Source organism: Bartonella sp. HY406, assembly GCF_025449315.1.
GTDB lineage: Bacteria > Pseudomonadota > Alphaproteobacteria > Rhizobiales > Rhizobiaceae > HY038.
Map to the genome: position 1 here is coordinate 1,192,811 of NZ_CP104893.1, position 15,253 is coordinate 1,208,063.

13 protein-coding genes are annotated in these 15,253 nt (G+C 40.4%); 5 read left to right on the forward strand and 8 right to left on the reverse strand.

Going from position 1 to position 15,253, the window contains the following annotated elements; genetic code table 11:
- The first annotated feature begins 451 nt into the window (after positions 1-451).
- Positions 452-928, forward strand: a complete 477-nt coding sequence (locus N6B01_RS05030; RefSeq protein ID WP_262080203.1) for a hypothetical protein — start codon at positions 452-454, stop codon at positions 926-928.
- A gap of 114 nt (positions 929-1,042) precedes the next feature.
- On the opposite strand, the gene N6B01_RS05035 is transcribed toward N6B01_RS05030, so the two are convergent.
- The 6 genes from N6B01_RS05035 to N6B01_RS05060 form a co-directional block, all read right to left on the reverse strand.
- The gene (locus N6B01_RS05035; protein WP_182419209.1) at positions 1,043-1,444 is read right to left on the reverse strand and encodes an SUF system Fe-S cluster assembly protein; all 402 of its coding nucleotides are present in this window, start codon (positions 1,442-1,444) and stop codon (positions 1,043-1,045) included.
- A complete protein-coding gene (locus N6B01_RS05040) occupies positions 1,441-2,685 on the reverse strand; it encodes an aminotransferase class V-fold PLP-dependent enzyme (protein ID WP_410007235.1) in 1,245 nt (414 codons plus the stop codon). The genes N6B01_RS05035 and N6B01_RS05040 overlap by 4 nt, the downstream gene beginning before the upstream one ends.
- Positions 2,686-2,709: 24 nt before the next feature.
- On the reverse strand, positions 2,710-3,990 hold the full coding sequence (gene sufD / locus N6B01_RS05045; RefSeq protein WP_262080204.1) for a Fe-S cluster assembly protein SufD: 1,281 nt from the start codon (positions 3,988-3,990) through the stop codon (positions 2,710-2,712).
- A gap of 12 nt (positions 3,991-4,002) precedes the next feature.
- On the reverse strand, positions 4,003-4,758 hold the full coding sequence (gene sufC / locus N6B01_RS05050; RefSeq protein ID WP_262080205.1) for a Fe-S cluster assembly ATPase SufC: 756 nt from the start codon (positions 4,756-4,758) through the stop codon (positions 4,003-4,005).
- Between the two features lie 55 nt (positions 4,759-4,813).
- Positions 4,814-6,325 (reverse strand): Fe-S cluster assembly protein SufB, encoded by a 1,512-nt coding sequence (sufB, locus tag N6B01_RS05055; RefSeq protein ID WP_182419212.1) that lies wholly within the window; start codon positions 6,323-6,325, stop codon positions 4,814-4,816.
- Positions 6,326-6,493: 168 nt separating this feature from the next.
- Positions 6,494-7,657 (reverse strand): cysteine desulfurase family protein, encoded by a 1,164-nt coding sequence (locus N6B01_RS05060; RefSeq protein ID WP_262080206.1) that lies wholly within the window; start codon positions 7,655-7,657, stop codon positions 6,494-6,496.
- 250 nt (positions 7,658-7,907) lie between these two features.
- Here N6B01_RS05060 and N6B01_RS05065 point away from each other — a divergent pair, with 250 nt between their 5' ends.
- Together N6B01_RS05065 and N6B01_RS05070 are read left to right on the forward strand one after the other, a co-directional pair.
- Positions 7,908-8,582: an alpha/beta hydrolase gene (locus N6B01_RS05065; protein WP_182419214.1), complete on the forward strand. Its 675-nt coding sequence runs from the start codon at positions 7,908-7,910 to the stop codon at positions 8,580-8,582.
- Positions 8,583-8,828: 246 nt separating this feature from the next.
- The gene (locus tag N6B01_RS05070; RefSeq protein WP_182419215.1) at positions 8,829-10,502 is read left to right on the forward strand and encodes a ribonuclease J; all 1,674 of its coding nucleotides are present in this window, start codon (positions 8,829-8,831) and stop codon (positions 10,500-10,502) included.
- A gap of 78 nt (positions 10,503-10,580) precedes the next feature.
- On the opposite strand, the gene N6B01_RS05075 is transcribed toward N6B01_RS05070, so the two are convergent.
- Positions 10,581-11,195 (reverse strand): DUF922 domain-containing Zn-dependent protease, encoded by a 615-nt coding sequence (locus tag N6B01_RS05075; RefSeq protein WP_262080207.1) that lies wholly within the window; start codon positions 11,193-11,195, stop codon positions 10,581-10,583.
- Between the two features lie 113 nt (positions 11,196-11,308).
- Between N6B01_RS05075 and folP the strand changes: the two genes are divergently transcribed.
- On the forward strand, positions 11,309-12,142 hold the full coding sequence (folP, locus tag N6B01_RS05080) for a dihydropteroate synthase (protein WP_262080208.1): 834 nt from the start codon (positions 11,309-11,311) through the stop codon (positions 12,140-12,142).
- Positions 12,142-12,669, forward strand: a complete 528-nt coding sequence (gene folK / locus N6B01_RS05085) for a 2-amino-4-hydroxy-6-hydroxymethyldihydropteridine diphosphokinase (protein WP_262080209.1) — start codon at positions 12,142-12,144, stop codon at positions 12,667-12,669. Before folP ends, folK begins: the two co-directional genes overlap by 1 nt.
- A 35-nt stretch (positions 12,670-12,704) precedes the next feature.
- Here the strand turns inward: folK and N6B01_RS05090 are convergent, their stop codons facing one another.
- Positions 12,705-14,963 (reverse strand): ComEC/Rec2 family competence protein, encoded by a 2,259-nt coding sequence (locus N6B01_RS05090; protein ID WP_262080210.1) that lies wholly within the window; start codon positions 14,961-14,963, stop codon positions 12,705-12,707.
- Positions 14,964-15,253: the final 290 nt, after the last annotated feature.

The window sequence follows — 15,253 nt, forward strand, 5'->3', positions numbered from 1 at the left end:
TAAATGGTATAGCCGCAATCATAACTTGGTCGATGCGTGTTGGGTGAGTGATTAATTGGTTTGATGTGGTTATTGGTGAGACAGAGGAAATATTGCAAAACGATATCATGTCAAAACTGCTATTTTGACAAAAAGAGCTTTTTAAATGCTTAGGTTATATTCATAGTTCCTATAAATTAGAGGCTACTTTACTGTTGATCAAGTTCGATGGTGATGATCTTGGTATTGCATGAATTGATCTATAAAGATGTATCAATCTTACCAGTGTGAATCTTTGCACAAAAAGGCAAAATATTAGACAATATACAGACGCCGCTAGAAATAAGAAGCTTGCTAAAAAACCTTAACTATCCTGACATGAGCTTCCAATTATGGTACATTGATATAACCATTTTATGTGCTTTAGCTTTTAAGTATTGTTTCTAAGTATTGATAAAATTAGGGGAGCAAATTGGTTAAGTGTGTTGATAAGGATGTTGTAAAGTTTTTTGATGATGATGTGCTGCTTGATGCGGAAGTGATCGCACATTTTAAATATAAATCGCGCATATCTGTAATGCCATTGGATAAGCCGGCATTGTCTTATTATCTTAAATTAAGCGGTGCAGAGAAAATTTGTGAGATTATTGGCTTTTTTTCAAAAAATGAAAGTCAAAATTTTTCTATTGATCGCATAGATGATTATGACGAGATATTTGGCGATCTAGTTTATCAAAATGCATTGTTTAAATATCAAGGTGTCTCTCTATTTATTTGGAAACAAGATGAAAACAAGTTTTATGTAGTTTTTGGTGATGCCGAAATCATTGATAAAATTGATAATCAGTATGTAAGTAATGATGATTTTATGGAAATTTTAAATGAGGATGTCGGCTTATCACTTAAAGGGCGCAACTATATGCTTGATGCCTTACGCAAATATGGATAACTTGTTTTGTCGTACACAAAAACTTAAAGCCTTTATTATTGTTGTAAAATAAGGCGTTATATTGAGTATCTAAAGCTGCATAGTTGCAATAAATAACATGCAGCTTTATGATGTTTAATACCAGCCAACTGCAACTTGTGCTTCTTCAGACATGCGGTCAGGTGACCATGGCGGATCAAATGTCATCGTGACTTCCACGAAAGGAATACCTTCAACCGCACTCACTGCGTTTTCAACCCATCCAGGCATTTCGCCGGCAACAGGGCAGCCAGGGGCGGTCAATGTCATTTCGATTTTAACAGAACGATCATCTTCAATATCAATACGATAAATAAGACCAAGCTCATAAATATCGGCAGGAATTTCAGGGTCATAAACAGTTTTCAATGCTGCGATAATATCATCTGTCAGCCGATCCAACTCGTCAGCAGGAATAGCTGATACAGCAGCTTCTGGGGCTGTTTCCAAATCGATAGCAGAGTTATCCGTCTTTTGTTCTTCAGTATTTTCGGTCATCTGAAAAAAGTCCTTGCTTTTTCAAGAGCGTTAGCCAATTGGTCAATTTCTTCTTTGGTGTTATACATAGCAAGCGATGCGCGACAGGTTGATGTGACACCAAAGCGCGTCAACAACGGCTGTGCACAATGGGTGCCAGCGCGTAACGCAACACCTTGGCGGTCGGCAAACATCGAAATATCATGGGCATGAATTCCCTGCATTTCAAATGAAATAATACCACCCTTATTGGGCGCATTGCCAATAATACGCAATCCTTCAATTTCGTTTAGACGTTCATGGGCATAAAGGGTGAGCTTATGCTCATATTCCATAATTGCTTTGCGGCCAATTTTTTGCACATAATCAAGTGCAACGCCAAGGCCAATTGCCTGTATGATAGGAGGTGTTCCAGCTTCAAAACGATGAGGAGGATGGTTGTAGGAAATGTAATCCTCCCGTACTTCCTCAATCATTTCACCGCCACCTTGAAATGGTCGCATCTTTTCTAAAATAGATTTTTTACCGTAAAGCGCACCGATGCCGGATGGTCCATATAATTTATGACCGGTAATAACATAAAAATCACAATCCAAAGCCTGTACATCAACATCTAAATGCACTGCACCTTGTGCGCCATCAATGAGTACAGGAATATTGTGCTGATGAGCTAAATCAATGATTTTTTTAACAGGTGGAACCGTACCCAAAACATTAGACATATGGGTAATAGCTACAAATTTTGTTCGAGGTGACAACGCTTTTTCAAAACTTTCAAAGTGTAGAACACCGTCGTCATCTACGGGCAGAAAAACGAGCTTTACACCTTGTCTTTCACGCAAAAAATGCCAAGGAACAATATTGGAATGATGTTCCATCACGCTAATGATAATTTCATCACCTTCATTTAGGTTAGGCATTGCATAGCCATAGGCTACTGTATTAATTGCCTCAGTGGCATTTTTGGTAAAAATAATCTCATCACTTGATGATGCATTAAGGTAGCTACGAACGCTTTCACGTGCTTGCTCATAAAGGTCTGTTGCCGCATTAGATAAAAAATGTAAACCGCGATGCACATTGGCATAGGCGCTACTATAGGCATTGGTGATAGCATCAATGACGCACTGTGGTTTTTGCGCGGATGCACCATTATCAAGATAGGCAAGGGGCTTATTGTAAACCTCGAGCGAGAGGATAGGAAAATCCTTGCGAATGCGATTAACGTCAAAAATCTCGCTTGCTTTTTCCAAGGTCATCATAAGTCCCTTACTTTATATTTTACATTATAAGTGGTCGATAAGCCATTGATCGATTGTGGATTTTAACGCGTCTTCAAGAGTCTCGTCCTCAAGCTCTTCAATTAATTCTTGAACAAAAGCTTTAACTAATAACCCTCTGGCTATTGACGCTGGAACACCGCGTGCCATCAGATAAAACAGATGGTCGTGATTAATCTCCGTAACAGTTGCGCCATGGCCGCAAGCAACGTCATCAGCAAAAATTTCTAATTCTGGCTTTGCGTCAAATTCTGCTTGATCGGAAAGGATAAGACTATTGCATGCCATGCGAGCATCGGTCTTTTGCGCTTCACGCGAAACGCGGATCATACCTTGGAAAACGCCACGTGCTTTATCCATGGCAACATTGCGTACAATTTCAGTTGAAGTAGTATTTTCAACCAAATGACGAACGGTCATTGTTGTGTCTGTGTGGCTTTGTCCGTTAAGTAAATTAACACCGCGTAATTGGAAGTCAGAGCCTTCGCCGCAAAGATCTACATTAATTTCTTGGCGTAATAGTTTAACGCCAGCATTGATAATATAGAGCTTCAATTTGGCGTTATTTTGTAAAACAGCGTTAAACTGATTAAACTCCACGGCGTGCTGGTTACGCTCACGAATAATGATCCAAAGCACTTCAGCGTCATCTTCAACCGCTAAGCGATTAATCGCGCTAGAAAAGCTTGCGCTATCATCGCCTAGTTGACGCTCAATAATGATTGCCTTTTTACCCGCTGCCACACTTACTGGTGATGTGGTATGGGCTTGACCATCCGTAACAATATTTTGAATCTCGATAAGATTAATATCATTGTCATTATCGCCAATATTAATCGACCAGCCATCGCTTACATAAGCGGTGTTGATTTGGCTGATCACATCATCGCTAATAAAATGCTTTGGCAAAGAAATTGTGCCCGATGAAAGTTCTCTTGCGACTGGTTTAGCATTTGCAAGTGCATAACTACTTATGCATTTACCATTTATCAATGGCAAAACTGTACTACCTGCCAAAATTGGCTCTAGCACTGCGGGTTCACCATCACTTGCAAAGGCTTTATCCGTTACAAAATCGGGGATATCACGCAACAAGGTGCGTAAATCTGTATAATGCCAAGCTTCGATTTTGCGTGATGGTAAGCCTTTTTCCGCAAAGGTTTCAATTGCTTTTTGGCGTAACAAAACATTGCCAACATCGCCAGGAAGTTGGGCAGCAACGGTCTCTAACCCTTCAACAAGGGCTTTTTCAGCTGATGTATGTTCAGCCTTTGTCATAATAGACATTAACAAGCTCCCTTATGCGCCTTCGCCAATGATTTCTGCATAGCCATTATTTTCAAGATAAAGTGCCAATGATTTATCACCACTTTTAATGATGCGGCCTTTATAAAGAACATGGACGGTATCTGGGACAATATAGTCAAGAAGACGCTGGTAATGGGTAATAACAAGGAATGAGCGATCTGGGCCGCGCAATTTGTTGACACCATCGGCAACGATTTTCAAAGCATCAATATCAAGGCCACTGTCGGTTTCATCCAAAACGCAAAGCTTTGGTTCCAATAAATCCATTTGAAGAATTTCCGCACGCTTCTTTTCACCGCCGGAAAAGCCAACATTTAATGGACGCTTTAGCATAGCCATATCCATCTGCAAATCTTCTGCGGCATCCTTGACACGTTTAATGAATTCAGGAATTTTTAATTCCGGTTCACCGCGTGCACGGCGCTGTGCATTCATTGCAACTTTTAAAAATTCCATGGTTGCAACACCTGGAATTTCCATTGGATATTGGAATGCAAGAAATACACCAAGAGCTGCACGCTCTGCGGGATCAAGTTCTAAAATATTTTCGCCATTATAGATAATCTCGCCTTCAGTGACTTCATAATCATCACGTCCAGCAAGAATATAAGAAAGGGTTGATTTACCTGAACCATTTGGACCCATAATGGCAGCAACTTCACCATCTTGAACAGTAAGGTCTAACCCACGAATAATTTCTGTACCGCTTTCAGCAATACGAGCATGAAGATTTTTAATTTCTAACATATTTTTAATCCTTTATACAGCGGCGCTAAAACAAAGCTGCCAGCCGAAAAAATATTTAACCAACGCTGCCTTCAAGGCTAATATTGATGAGCTTTTGTGCTTCTACTGCAAATTCCATCGGTAGCTTTTGAATAACTTCCTTAACAAAACCATTGACGATAAGAGCAATAGCTTCCTCTTCAGGAATACCACGTTGCATTACGTAAAATAATTGGTCGTCGGAAATTTTGGAAGTAGTTGCCTCATGCTCAAATTGAGCCGTTGCATTTTTTGCTTCTATATATGGCACTGTATGGGCACCGCAATCATTGCCAATAAGCAAGCTATCACATTGGGTGAAGTTACGCGCGTTGGCAGCATTTCTTTGGGCAGTGACTAGGCCGCGATAGGTATTGTTGGAAAAACCAGCCGATATACCCTTGGAAATGATACGACTTGAAGTGTTTTTTCCCAAGTGGATCATTTTAGTGCCGGAATCAATTTGCTGATAACCATTAGATACGGCGATTGAATAAAATTCGCCGCGCGAATTATCACCACGTAGGATACAGGATGGATATTTCCAAGTAATGGCCGAGCCAGTTTCTACCTGTGTCCAAGAAATTTTGGAGTTATCACCACGGCAGTCACCACGCTTGGTTACAAAGTTGTAAATGCCGCCTTTTCCTTCCTTGTCACCTGGATACCAATTTTGGACGGTTGAATACTTAATTTCAGCATCTTTTAAGGCAATCAGCTCAACCACAGCTGCATGAAGCTGATTTTCATCGCGTTGCGGCGCGGTACAACCTTCAAGATAGGAGACGTAACCACCTTCTTCAACTATGATTAATGTACGCTCAAACTGACCGGTATTGCGCTCGTTAATGCGGAAATAGGTTGATAATTCCATAGGGCAGCGTACACCCTTTGGCACATAGACAAAGGAACCATCAGTAAACACAGCAGAATTAAGTGCTGTATAATAATTGTCTGCAACTGGAACTACGGATGCGAGATATTTTTGCACAAGCTCAGGATATTCGCGAATGGCTTCTGAAATTGAACAGAAGATAACGCCAGCGCTAGCTAGTTCTTTTTTAAATGTTGTTACAACTGATACGGAATCGAATACAGCATCAACAGCAACACGCCCACTTGCATAGATATTATCTTCAAGCTCAGAACGCTCATCTTGTTTTCGAACGCCAGCAAGAATTTCCTGCTCTTTAAGCGGAATACCAAGCTTTTCATAGGTTGCCAATAATTCAGGATCTACCTCATCTAAAGATTTGGGACCAACTTGGTTCTTTGGTGCTGCATAATAATACAGGTCTTGGAAATCAACTTTGGGATATTCAAGGCGCGCCCAATGGGGCTCGCTCATATTTAGCCAACGTTGAAAAGCCTGAAGACGCCATTCAAGCATCCATTCAGGTTCACTTTTTTTCGCAGAAATGAAACGAATGATTTCTTCGTTCAAGCCTTTGGGGGCCTTATCTGTTTCAATCTCGGTTTCAAAACCATATTTATATTGGTCAACGTCAATTTCGCTAACCTGTCTTATTGTTTCCTGCACTGCAGGCATAGGCTTATCTCCATCCTGGCCGGGTCAAAGTCCAGCAGTTATTGAAAAAAGCAAAAAATGATATTACAGTTGCTTTATAGAATTTATATAATTGATTAGAATCAAAATTCAATAAACATGACAATAGCACTCAAGCTTTATTTGTTTTTAAAACTATTCTAAAAAAATTCAAGGCTTTTGCGTGATTTTTTTGCTTCTGCTGACAATTTTTTGTGTTTCAGCTAAAAAAGTGTCAATATCATGTAATTCTGTGGTCCAGCCTGTGGAAACTCTTATGGCACCATTGTCATTATGATAATTCATCGCTTTTAGGATAGGGCTACTGGATACTTTTCCTGAGGAGCAAGCAGAACCTGCTGAAACTGCAATTCCAGCAAGGTCATAAGCAATTTGCAATGTTTCAGCTTTCATCTGCGGAATTGAAAAAAATGTTGTATTCGGTAATCGCTCTGTTGCTTTCCCATGGATGATACAATCGGGAGAAATTTGCTTTAATCCCCGTTCAAGGTGATCGCGTAGAATTTTTAGGCGATTATTTTCGTTGTCGTGTCGTTTGATGTCTTCTACTGCTGCACCAAAAGCACTAATCATACCAACGGCTTGTGTGCCACTGCGGTGACCATGTTCTTGACCGCCGCCAGTGAGTAAGGCTTTAGGCATTAAAACGCTGCCCATTGCGATTAACGCGCCAATACCCTTGGGGGCGCCCAATTTATGACCGCTTACAAAGACGAAATCTGCGCCAAGCTCCGCAAGGTCAAGCGGCGTTTTGCCATAGGCTTGCACAATATCGGCAATAAAAACACCGCCAGCTTGTTTTACAATATCGGCAATTTGACCAATTGGTTGCAAGACGCCAGTTTCATGATTGGCATATTGAATACTGACAAGTGGTAATCCAGCAGATTTATCGTGGTTTGCAAGTTCATTTTCCAAAATATCACAATGAATCAAGCCATTTTCATCAACTGGAATAGTAATTATATCTGCTTTATCAAAACGTCCACCGGCTAAAACACAAGGATGTTCAGTTGAACCAATATAAAGCTTTGAAAATAAAACAGGGCTGCGTCCCATCATATACTGTGGAGTGAGGGCGAGTGCCGCACTTTCAGTTGCTCCCGATGTGAATACAATATTATCAATGTTTGCATTAAGGCTTTCCGCTATATGCCGTCGTGCGCTTTGGATGAGCGCTTTAGCTGTTCTTCCCTCGTTGTGAACCGAGGAGGCATTACCAAAATGCTCAAAAGACTGCATTAAAGCAGTTTTAGCAGAATCGCTTAGCGGAGTTGTGGCATTGAAATCGAGATAAATGCGGCTTTTGGCCATTAATTCAATCCATTTATATAAAATTTATGCTTTTTATCGGTTTTACTGCGTAATTTTCTTGAAAAATACATAGCATAACGCCTATTTAACAAATAGCGATATGTTTACCAGTTATCAAACATGATTTTTTTAAGAAAAGTGGATTTTTCCAACAATCTTTAAGTTATTTAAAGTGTGAGTGAGTAAGCGTTAATATTGAGCTGAATAACACCATGCTAATTTAAGATTTAGCGAATTATTGGAGTAATGGATGCCTGAAATTATTTTTAACGGCCCTGCAGGGCGTCTTGAGGGACGCTATCAACCTTCATCAGAAAAAAATGCCCCGATTGCGATTATCTTGCATCCTCATCCACAATTTGGTGGCACAATGAATAATAAGATCATCTATGATCTGTTTTATATGTTTCAAGAGCGCGATTTTACCACACTACGCTTTAACTTTCGCGGTATTGGTCGTAGCCAAGGTGAGTTTGACCATGGAGCAGGTGAATTATCTGATGCTGCTGCCGCGTTGGATTGGGTTCAATCGCTGCATCCAGATTCACGCAATTGCTGGGTAGCGGGCTATTCTTTCGGCTCTTGGATCGGTATGCAATTATTAATGCGCCGCCCTGAGATCGAAGGTTTTATTTCAGTTGCGCCGCAGCCTAATACTTATGATTTTTCCTTTTTAGCGCCATGTCCATCATCAGGGCTTATCATTCACGGTGATGCGGATAAGGTTGCACCGCCAAAAGATGTGCAATCTTTGGTCGATAAATTAAAAACCCAAAAGGGTATTACAATCACACAAAAGACCTTAGAAGGTGCAAACCATTTCTTTACCGGTCGTGTTGAAGAATTAATTGATGATTGTTCTGAATATCTTGATCGCCGTCTTGCTGGCGAGCTTTCCGAACCAAGAATGAAGCGTTTGCGCTAAGTTTTGTAGCCAGCCATCTTATAGGCTTATGGGATGGTTGCATTTTAAAGCTAAAATTTTCTGGCTGCATCTATGCTTTTTTCAGTGTGAAGAAATGAAACATAGGCGCAGTTAAATTTGTAGCTTATCTCTCTGCATAGCTATGAGCTGTTCGCAGATGATGTCGATATTGAATTAATGAGTAAAACTAAATATGCAGCATTTTAAATGATGGATTTTAATAATGCTGACAAAAGGGAGCAATAAATGGCCGTTCAAGATGGCACTGAGCTTGTCTTTTTACCACTTGGTGGTGTAGGCGAGATTGGTATGAACCTTGCGCTATATGGTTATGGCGCTGAAGATGACCGCGAGTGGTTGTTGGTGGATATGGGGGTAAGTTTCGCAGGGCCAGACCTGCCTGGGGCAGATTTAATTTTGCCGGACATCAGATTTTTAGAAAGTGAGCGCCATAATATACGTGGGTTAATTATCACCCATGCTCATGAAGATCATTATGGTGCTGTGCTTGATTTATGGCCAAGGTTAAAAATCCCAGTTTATTGCACTGCTTTTACCGCCGGCATGTTGGAAACCAAACGGCAATCAGATTACCAATCCTATGAAGTACCGCTGACCTTATTCAAAGCTGGCGAGCGTTTTCAAGTTGGTCCTTTTGAGGTTGAGGCTGTTGCCGTTAACCACTCCATTCCTGAACCTGTCTCTTTAGTGTTGCGTACCCCACTTGGTAATGTAGTTCATACAGGCGACTGGAAAATTGATCCAGAACCAACGCTAGGCAATACTACCGATGAAGCTAGGTTTCGCCAAGTTGGTGATGAAGGTGTTCTTGCGCTTATTTGTGATTCAACCAATGCTATGGTTGAGGGCACTTCGCCAACCGAAACAGCAGTTAGCGAAAGCTTGGCAACTATCATTGGCAATGCTAAGGGAAGAGTTGCGATTACAACATTTGCATCAAATGTGGGTCGTATTAAATCTATTGCGGTTGCGGCTCAGCACGCAGAGCGTAAGGTGCTTTTACTTGGACGCTCAATGAAGCGCAGTGTTTTAGTTGCGCAAGAACTTGGAATGATGGAAGGACTTGATCCATTTTTATCGGAAGAGGATTATCCTTATATCCCGCGTGATAAGATCGTTATAATCCTTACAGGATCTCAAGGCGAACAACGGGCAGCATTAGCTAAGATTGCGCGTGATGAAATGCGCGATATTGAACTTGGCGCTGGCGATATGGTGATTTATTCATCACGCTCTATTCCGGGTAACGAAAAAGCCATTATAGAAACGCAAAATCTATTAATTGATCGCGGCGTTGAAGTGGTAACTGAACGTAATGGCCTTGTTCATGTATCTGGGCACCCACGCCGTGATGAATTGCGGCAAATGTACAAATGGGTGCGTCCAGATGTTCTTGTTCCAGTTCACGGCGAGGCAGCGCATTTGACAGCCCATGCAGCTTTGGGTGCACAAGAGGGCATTAAGAAAGTTGCGTCAATTCGCAATGGCGATATGCTTTTATTGGCTCCCGGTGAAGTACGTATTATTGATGAAGTGCCTGTGGGGCGTATTTATAAAGATGGATATCTCCTTGGTGATGAGGATGAACTTGGCATTCGCGAGCGCCGCAAGCTAAGCTATGTAGGCCATGTTGCTGTATCCTTGCTAATGGATAAAAATTTTGATTTAGCAAGTGCGCCTGACCTTGTGGCTTATGGGGTACCAGAAACTGACGGTCGTGGTGAGTTGATGGAAGACTTGCTAATGGATCGGGTTGAAGATGCAATTGGCTCTATTCCAAAACAACGTCGCCGCGATAGCGAAGTTGTTCGTGAATCTGCACGCAGAGCAGTGCGTTCCGCAGTCAATGAAATTTGGGGTAAAAAGCCTGTGGTAACGGTATTTTTGCATCGTAAATAAAATATCTAACACTATGTACAAATAAAAAGCCCTTTTCGTTGATGAAAAGGGCTTTTTAATTTTTGCAATTTTTTAGGCTTATTTGCCTTCTAGCTGTTGCAAGCGATAGTTAAGCAGCCGTGAAAAACGTTTTTCAAAGTTAAGGGTTTCAACGCGCTCAAAATAAGCTTGCGCACGGTCTTGTTTGCGCATGATGCGATTGACAACCTTATTGATGTCTGCTTGTAATTCTTTACAGTCTTTACGATAATAAAGAGAGCGAATAGCATGCTCCATTTCGCTGGCATGGGCGCGAGCGATAATAATGTGGCTTTCTTCATGGCGACGAATATCGCGGTATAAAACATCCCAAATAATGGCAAGTTCAGCTGATCGTGTTGAGTTGCGCTGTTTCCAGCGTGGAAGCAATACGTTAGCCTGAATATCAATGTCAGCTCTTGCAACTTTACAATAGCGTCCATCCTTTACAAGTTTAATATTAGGCACAAATTTTAAGCGCGTGGCACCGGGATGGCGACTACCTGTCGTTTTTAAAAATGGACCTCTCCCTGACATTGAGCGATCAAGTTCAGCCGCAGTATTTCCGGAAATTGTATAAAAACTATCTTTACGATAAATTTTTGATGCAGATGCGGATTGCGCCAAGCAGACAACAGAGAAGGCTGCTAAAATTATTGTGGGAAGCATGCGCATTAACCGATACTCCTGAAATGCGGGATATGAGTAGTTGAGGACAAGTGTAAAATTATTATATAGAAGTGTAATTATTATTGATAAAACAGAATCTCTTAAAAAAAGTAAATTCTATGAATAAAATTTGGAAATGTGCACATAATCGAGAAATTATTTTAGGACCTAAGTCCATATTAATGGGAATTTTAAACGTAACCCCAGATTCTTTTTCTGACGGTGGCCGCTTTAATCAACCAGTTATTGCTGTTCAAAAAGCCAAAGCAATGATTGAAGCAGGTGCAGATATCATTGATATTGGTGCTGAGACTACAAAACCAGGTGCAGAACCGATAGATGTGGAAACTGAGTTAGATAGGCTTATACCCGTTGTAAAGGCTTTGGTAAAGGAAACAAACTGCGTTATTTCGATTGATACCTATCATGCGCAAACTGCGTTTGAATGTGTTGCATTAGGGGCACATATTATCAATGATGTTTGGGGGCTACAAAAGGATGCCGATATGGCTGATATTGTTGCAAAAACCGGGGCAGGGGTTGTTATAATGCACACCGGGCGCGAACGGGTGCGCGACAGTGATGTTATCAAAGATCAAATCCATTTTTTAACAGAATCACTTAAGCTTGCAAAAAATGCTGGTATTGGTGATGAGGCAATTGTGCTTGACCCAGGTTTTGGTTTTGCAAAAACTGTTGATGAAAACATGACTCTGATGAAACGGGCAAATGAATTACATGTCTTAGGCTATCCTTTATTGGCTGGTACATCACGCAAACGTTTTATAGGCAGCGTTGCCCACATAGATATCGCCGATCAACGCGATGTTGCAACAGCAGCCACGTCAGTATTAATGCGCAATCTAGGTTTTGATGTTTTTCGTGTTCATAATATTGAAGTGAATAAGGATGCGCTTTTAATTGCGGATGCTTTTTTAAGGGCTGGCGCATAATGAATGTTGAAGCAGAAAATCCCTATAAAAAAGTTTGGCTTGGCCTTGGTGGTAATATTGGAGATGTGCCGCATAATATGGCAAAGGCATTACGAAAGCTGATTGAAACACAAGATAATAAGCTATTAGATATATCATCTCTATATAAAACACCGCCATGGGGAAATATTGATCAGCCATGGTTTTATAATAGTTGCGCTTTAATTCATACTCGTCTTGATCCGCAGAGTTTTTTGGACCAATGTTTGAAAGTTGAGTTAAGCCTTAAAAGAGAGCGTCTTGAGCGGTGGGGACCAAGAACGATTGATCTCGATATATTGAGTTTTGAAGGGGTTGAATATTTTAAATCAGATAGTTTAACGCTTCCTCATCCACGTATTAGTGAGCGATGTTTTGTATTGTTACCGCTTGTTGAAATTGCCCCTGATTTAAAGATAGGCGTGCACAAAGTGTGTGATCTTATAAAAAAATGTGCAAATGAAGATATTGAAAAAGTTAGCAATGGCAAAGAATGGATCAATTTTTAACTTCAAATGTCTGAATATTGCAAGAATTGAGTTTTTTAATCATTAATGCCTAGAGCTACTCTAGAAGCTTTACGATAATCATTCCATGGGCGTTGAGGAGATCCCGACGCCCATTTGATAATAAACTCTCCATTTTCATTATAAATTTCAGCCGTACCATTAAGTGCAATATCGCGCTTTGTAATCAGTAATGCATTTGCTTTACAACTTTCATTGCTGAGTTTTGGATAGCTCGTGCTGACATAGTTCAAAAATATAATATCTGCTTTGTTGCAGTTTTCCTTTAAAAAATTTGGATTATCGATGATTGTTAGCTGTTTGTTGCTTTCTAAACTTAGATGGCAAATAAATTCTGTGCAGGTAAAACCAAATGGGGCTTGGCTGTTTACTGGTATGATATCTCCAGGTTTTAACTTCAAACTGCTAAGCCAGTTATTGACAAGGTAACTTGGTGTCCTTTCCTGATTGACTGCAAATTTATGGTTGCTAGTAAAAGATGCAACAAGACGGCCATCTTCAGAAATCAATATGCTTGGAATTGGTGAGCTAAAAGTAAGCAACATACCAACACAAAGGGGAATAAGTCCAAGTAGCCTTAATCGCGTTTGTAAGAAAAAAAGTATAATTAGACCCAAAGTTAAAAATATTAAATCATGTTCATTAATTATGTTGGTATTAAAGTCTGGTGAAATAGAGGAAACCCAAAATGCAATTTTTTTTACGATATCGACGCCAGCTCCCATAATTTGTAATGGTAGCCATTCAAGATGAAGTGGCATTAAAACTGCTGCCATAAGTGCAAAGGGCATCACCAATATAGACATGATAGGAAAGGCAAGCCCATTGCCCAAAATTCCAAGTGGCGCAGTATTGTTGAAATGATAGGCTGCAAAAATTCCACTAGCAAAGCCTGCGACTAAAGAGGCTACTGCGGTTGAAACAATTGGCACCAAAACAAATTTATATAGAAAATTCTTTTTAACTATTTTTCCATTTTGTTTTTTCTCTCGATTGCTCCACCAGCCAAAAACCGCAATTAGTGCCGCTGTTGCAGCAAAGGACATCTGGAAGCTAGGTCCAAGAATTTCATGGGGAGAAATAATAATTGTAATCAGTGCAGCAATGGCAATATTTCGCATGGTAAGGGCGGAGCGATCAAATACGATTGCAATCATCATAACGGCAACCATCACATAAGAGCGCTGTGCGGCAACATCTGCCCCAGATAAAATAAGGTAAAATGTTGCAGCAAATAGCGCAATGATGGCTGCTAGCTTTTTAGCTGGATAACGCATAGCAAAAGATGGAAAGCAGGATAAAATAAGGCGAGCCACCACCAAAATCATACCAGTTACCATTGCCATATGTAGGCCGGAAATAGAAAGAATATGGGAGAGCCCAGAAACCCGCAACGCTTCATTAGTATCATCACTAATGCCGCCCCTTTGTCCGGTAATCAATGCAGCGGCCACCGCACCAGCCTCGCCACCAATCGCGTTATTAATCCGTTCGGTCATGTTGCTGCGTAGGGTCGCAATGGCTAAAAAAAGCCGCTGGGTTATATTGGTTGGCGCTGAAACGGAAATTATTTGTGGTTCGCCCATAAAAAAACCTTGGGCGCTAATACCTGAATAATAGTTATGGAACGAAAAGTTATAACTGCCGATGCGTGACGGGCCGCTAGGAGGGCGCAAGCGAACAAGCCCATAAAGTCCATCGCCTATAAGTATATTAGCGGGTAAGCTCCGTGCAGTTAAACGTATCTTATCAGGGGCAAAGGGAAGCGCGGGGTTTTCACTTGCTAAAACTTGAAGATCTAAACGGTAGTCGCCTTTAACGCCTTTATCAAGTGATAATACTCGACCTGTAATCGTGGTTGTTGAGGTATTAGCAATGATAGGTGTATTTTTTCGAATAGTTTCCACCTTGCCTGCAATGGCGCCAGCATTAAAAATGACAAGGGTAAGTGCAAATAAACGCAACGATCGGCTATGACGCAAAAGCGCAAAGATTAGAAGACTTAACAGCAATAATATAAGGAGATAAATTAATGATGGTTCATAGACTAGATTGAAATACCAAATGGAACCACTGCCAGCAATAACCGGTAGAAATAAAAATATACTGCCAAGAGCACCTTCAAAATTATATAAATTGCAAAGTCTGCTGTAAAGCTTAATGAGGCGATCAAACAGCCAGTTTTTATTTTTTGGCGGAAGGTAAGCAATATCGTCCGGAGTATCTATTATCCGTGGATGACTTTGGTTGGAGGGTGTCTTAACATTTTTAGCCAAATGCTGAAGATCCTCCCTTGTTATAGTAAAATTAAATTATTCCCTATTGTCTAATTGAAATGAGATATTACTCTTTTATATCTATATTGCACAGTAATATTTGCTTTAATAAAAATATATTTTAATTTATATTAGTATCTATATTTATTATAATATTTTTAATAGTATAATAATTTAGAACTTTTTCAGATTTTTGTAAGCTGTTGGTGCAAAAATCGTAAATTAGGATAGGGGCCTATGCTTTATTAATGCTTATTAGGCATTAACCTTTGAAGCTTTAACCAATGAAA

Excerpts from the sequence above, each read along its gene's own strand:
- N6B01_RS05035 (WP_182419209.1), bottom strand. The coding sequence starts at position 1,444 with ATGACCGAAAATACTGAAGAACAAAAGACGGATAACTCTGCTATCGAT.
- N6B01_RS05040 (WP_410007235.1), bottom strand. The coding sequence starts at position 2,685 with ATGATGACCTTGGAAAAAGCAAGCGAGATTTTTGACGTTAATCGCATT.
- sufD (WP_262080204.1), bottom strand. The coding sequence starts at position 3,990 with ATGTCTATTATGACAAAGGCTGAACATACATCAGCTGAAAAAGCCCTT.
- sufC (WP_262080205.1), bottom strand. The coding sequence starts at position 4,758 with ATGTTAGAAATTAAAAATCTTCATGCTCGTATTGCTGAAAGCGGTACA.
- sufB (WP_182419212.1), bottom strand. The coding sequence starts at position 6,325 with ATGCCTGCAGTGCAGGAAACAATAAGACAGGTTAGCGAAATTGACGTT.
- N6B01_RS05060 (WP_262080206.1), bottom strand. The coding sequence starts at position 7,657 with ATGGCCAAAAGCCGCATTTATCTCGATTTCAATGCCACAACTCCGCTA.
- N6B01_RS05065 (WP_182419214.1), top strand. The coding sequence starts at position 7,908 with ATGCCTGAAATTATTTTTAACGGCCCTGCAGGGCGTCTTGAGGGACGC.
- N6B01_RS05070 (WP_182419215.1), top strand. The coding sequence starts at position 8,829 with ATGGCCGTTCAAGATGGCACTGAGCTTGTCTTTTTACCACTTGGTGGT.
- N6B01_RS05075 (WP_262080207.1), bottom strand. The coding sequence starts at position 11,195 with ATGCGCATGCTTCCCACAATAATTTTAGCAGCCTTCTCTGTTGTCTGC.
- folP (WP_262080208.1), top strand. The coding sequence starts at position 11,309 with ATGAATAAAATTTGGAAATGTGCACATAATCGAGAAATTATTTTAGGA.
- folK (WP_262080209.1), top strand. The coding sequence starts at position 12,142 with ATGAATGTTGAAGCAGAAAATCCCTATAAAAAAGTTTGGCTTGGCCTT.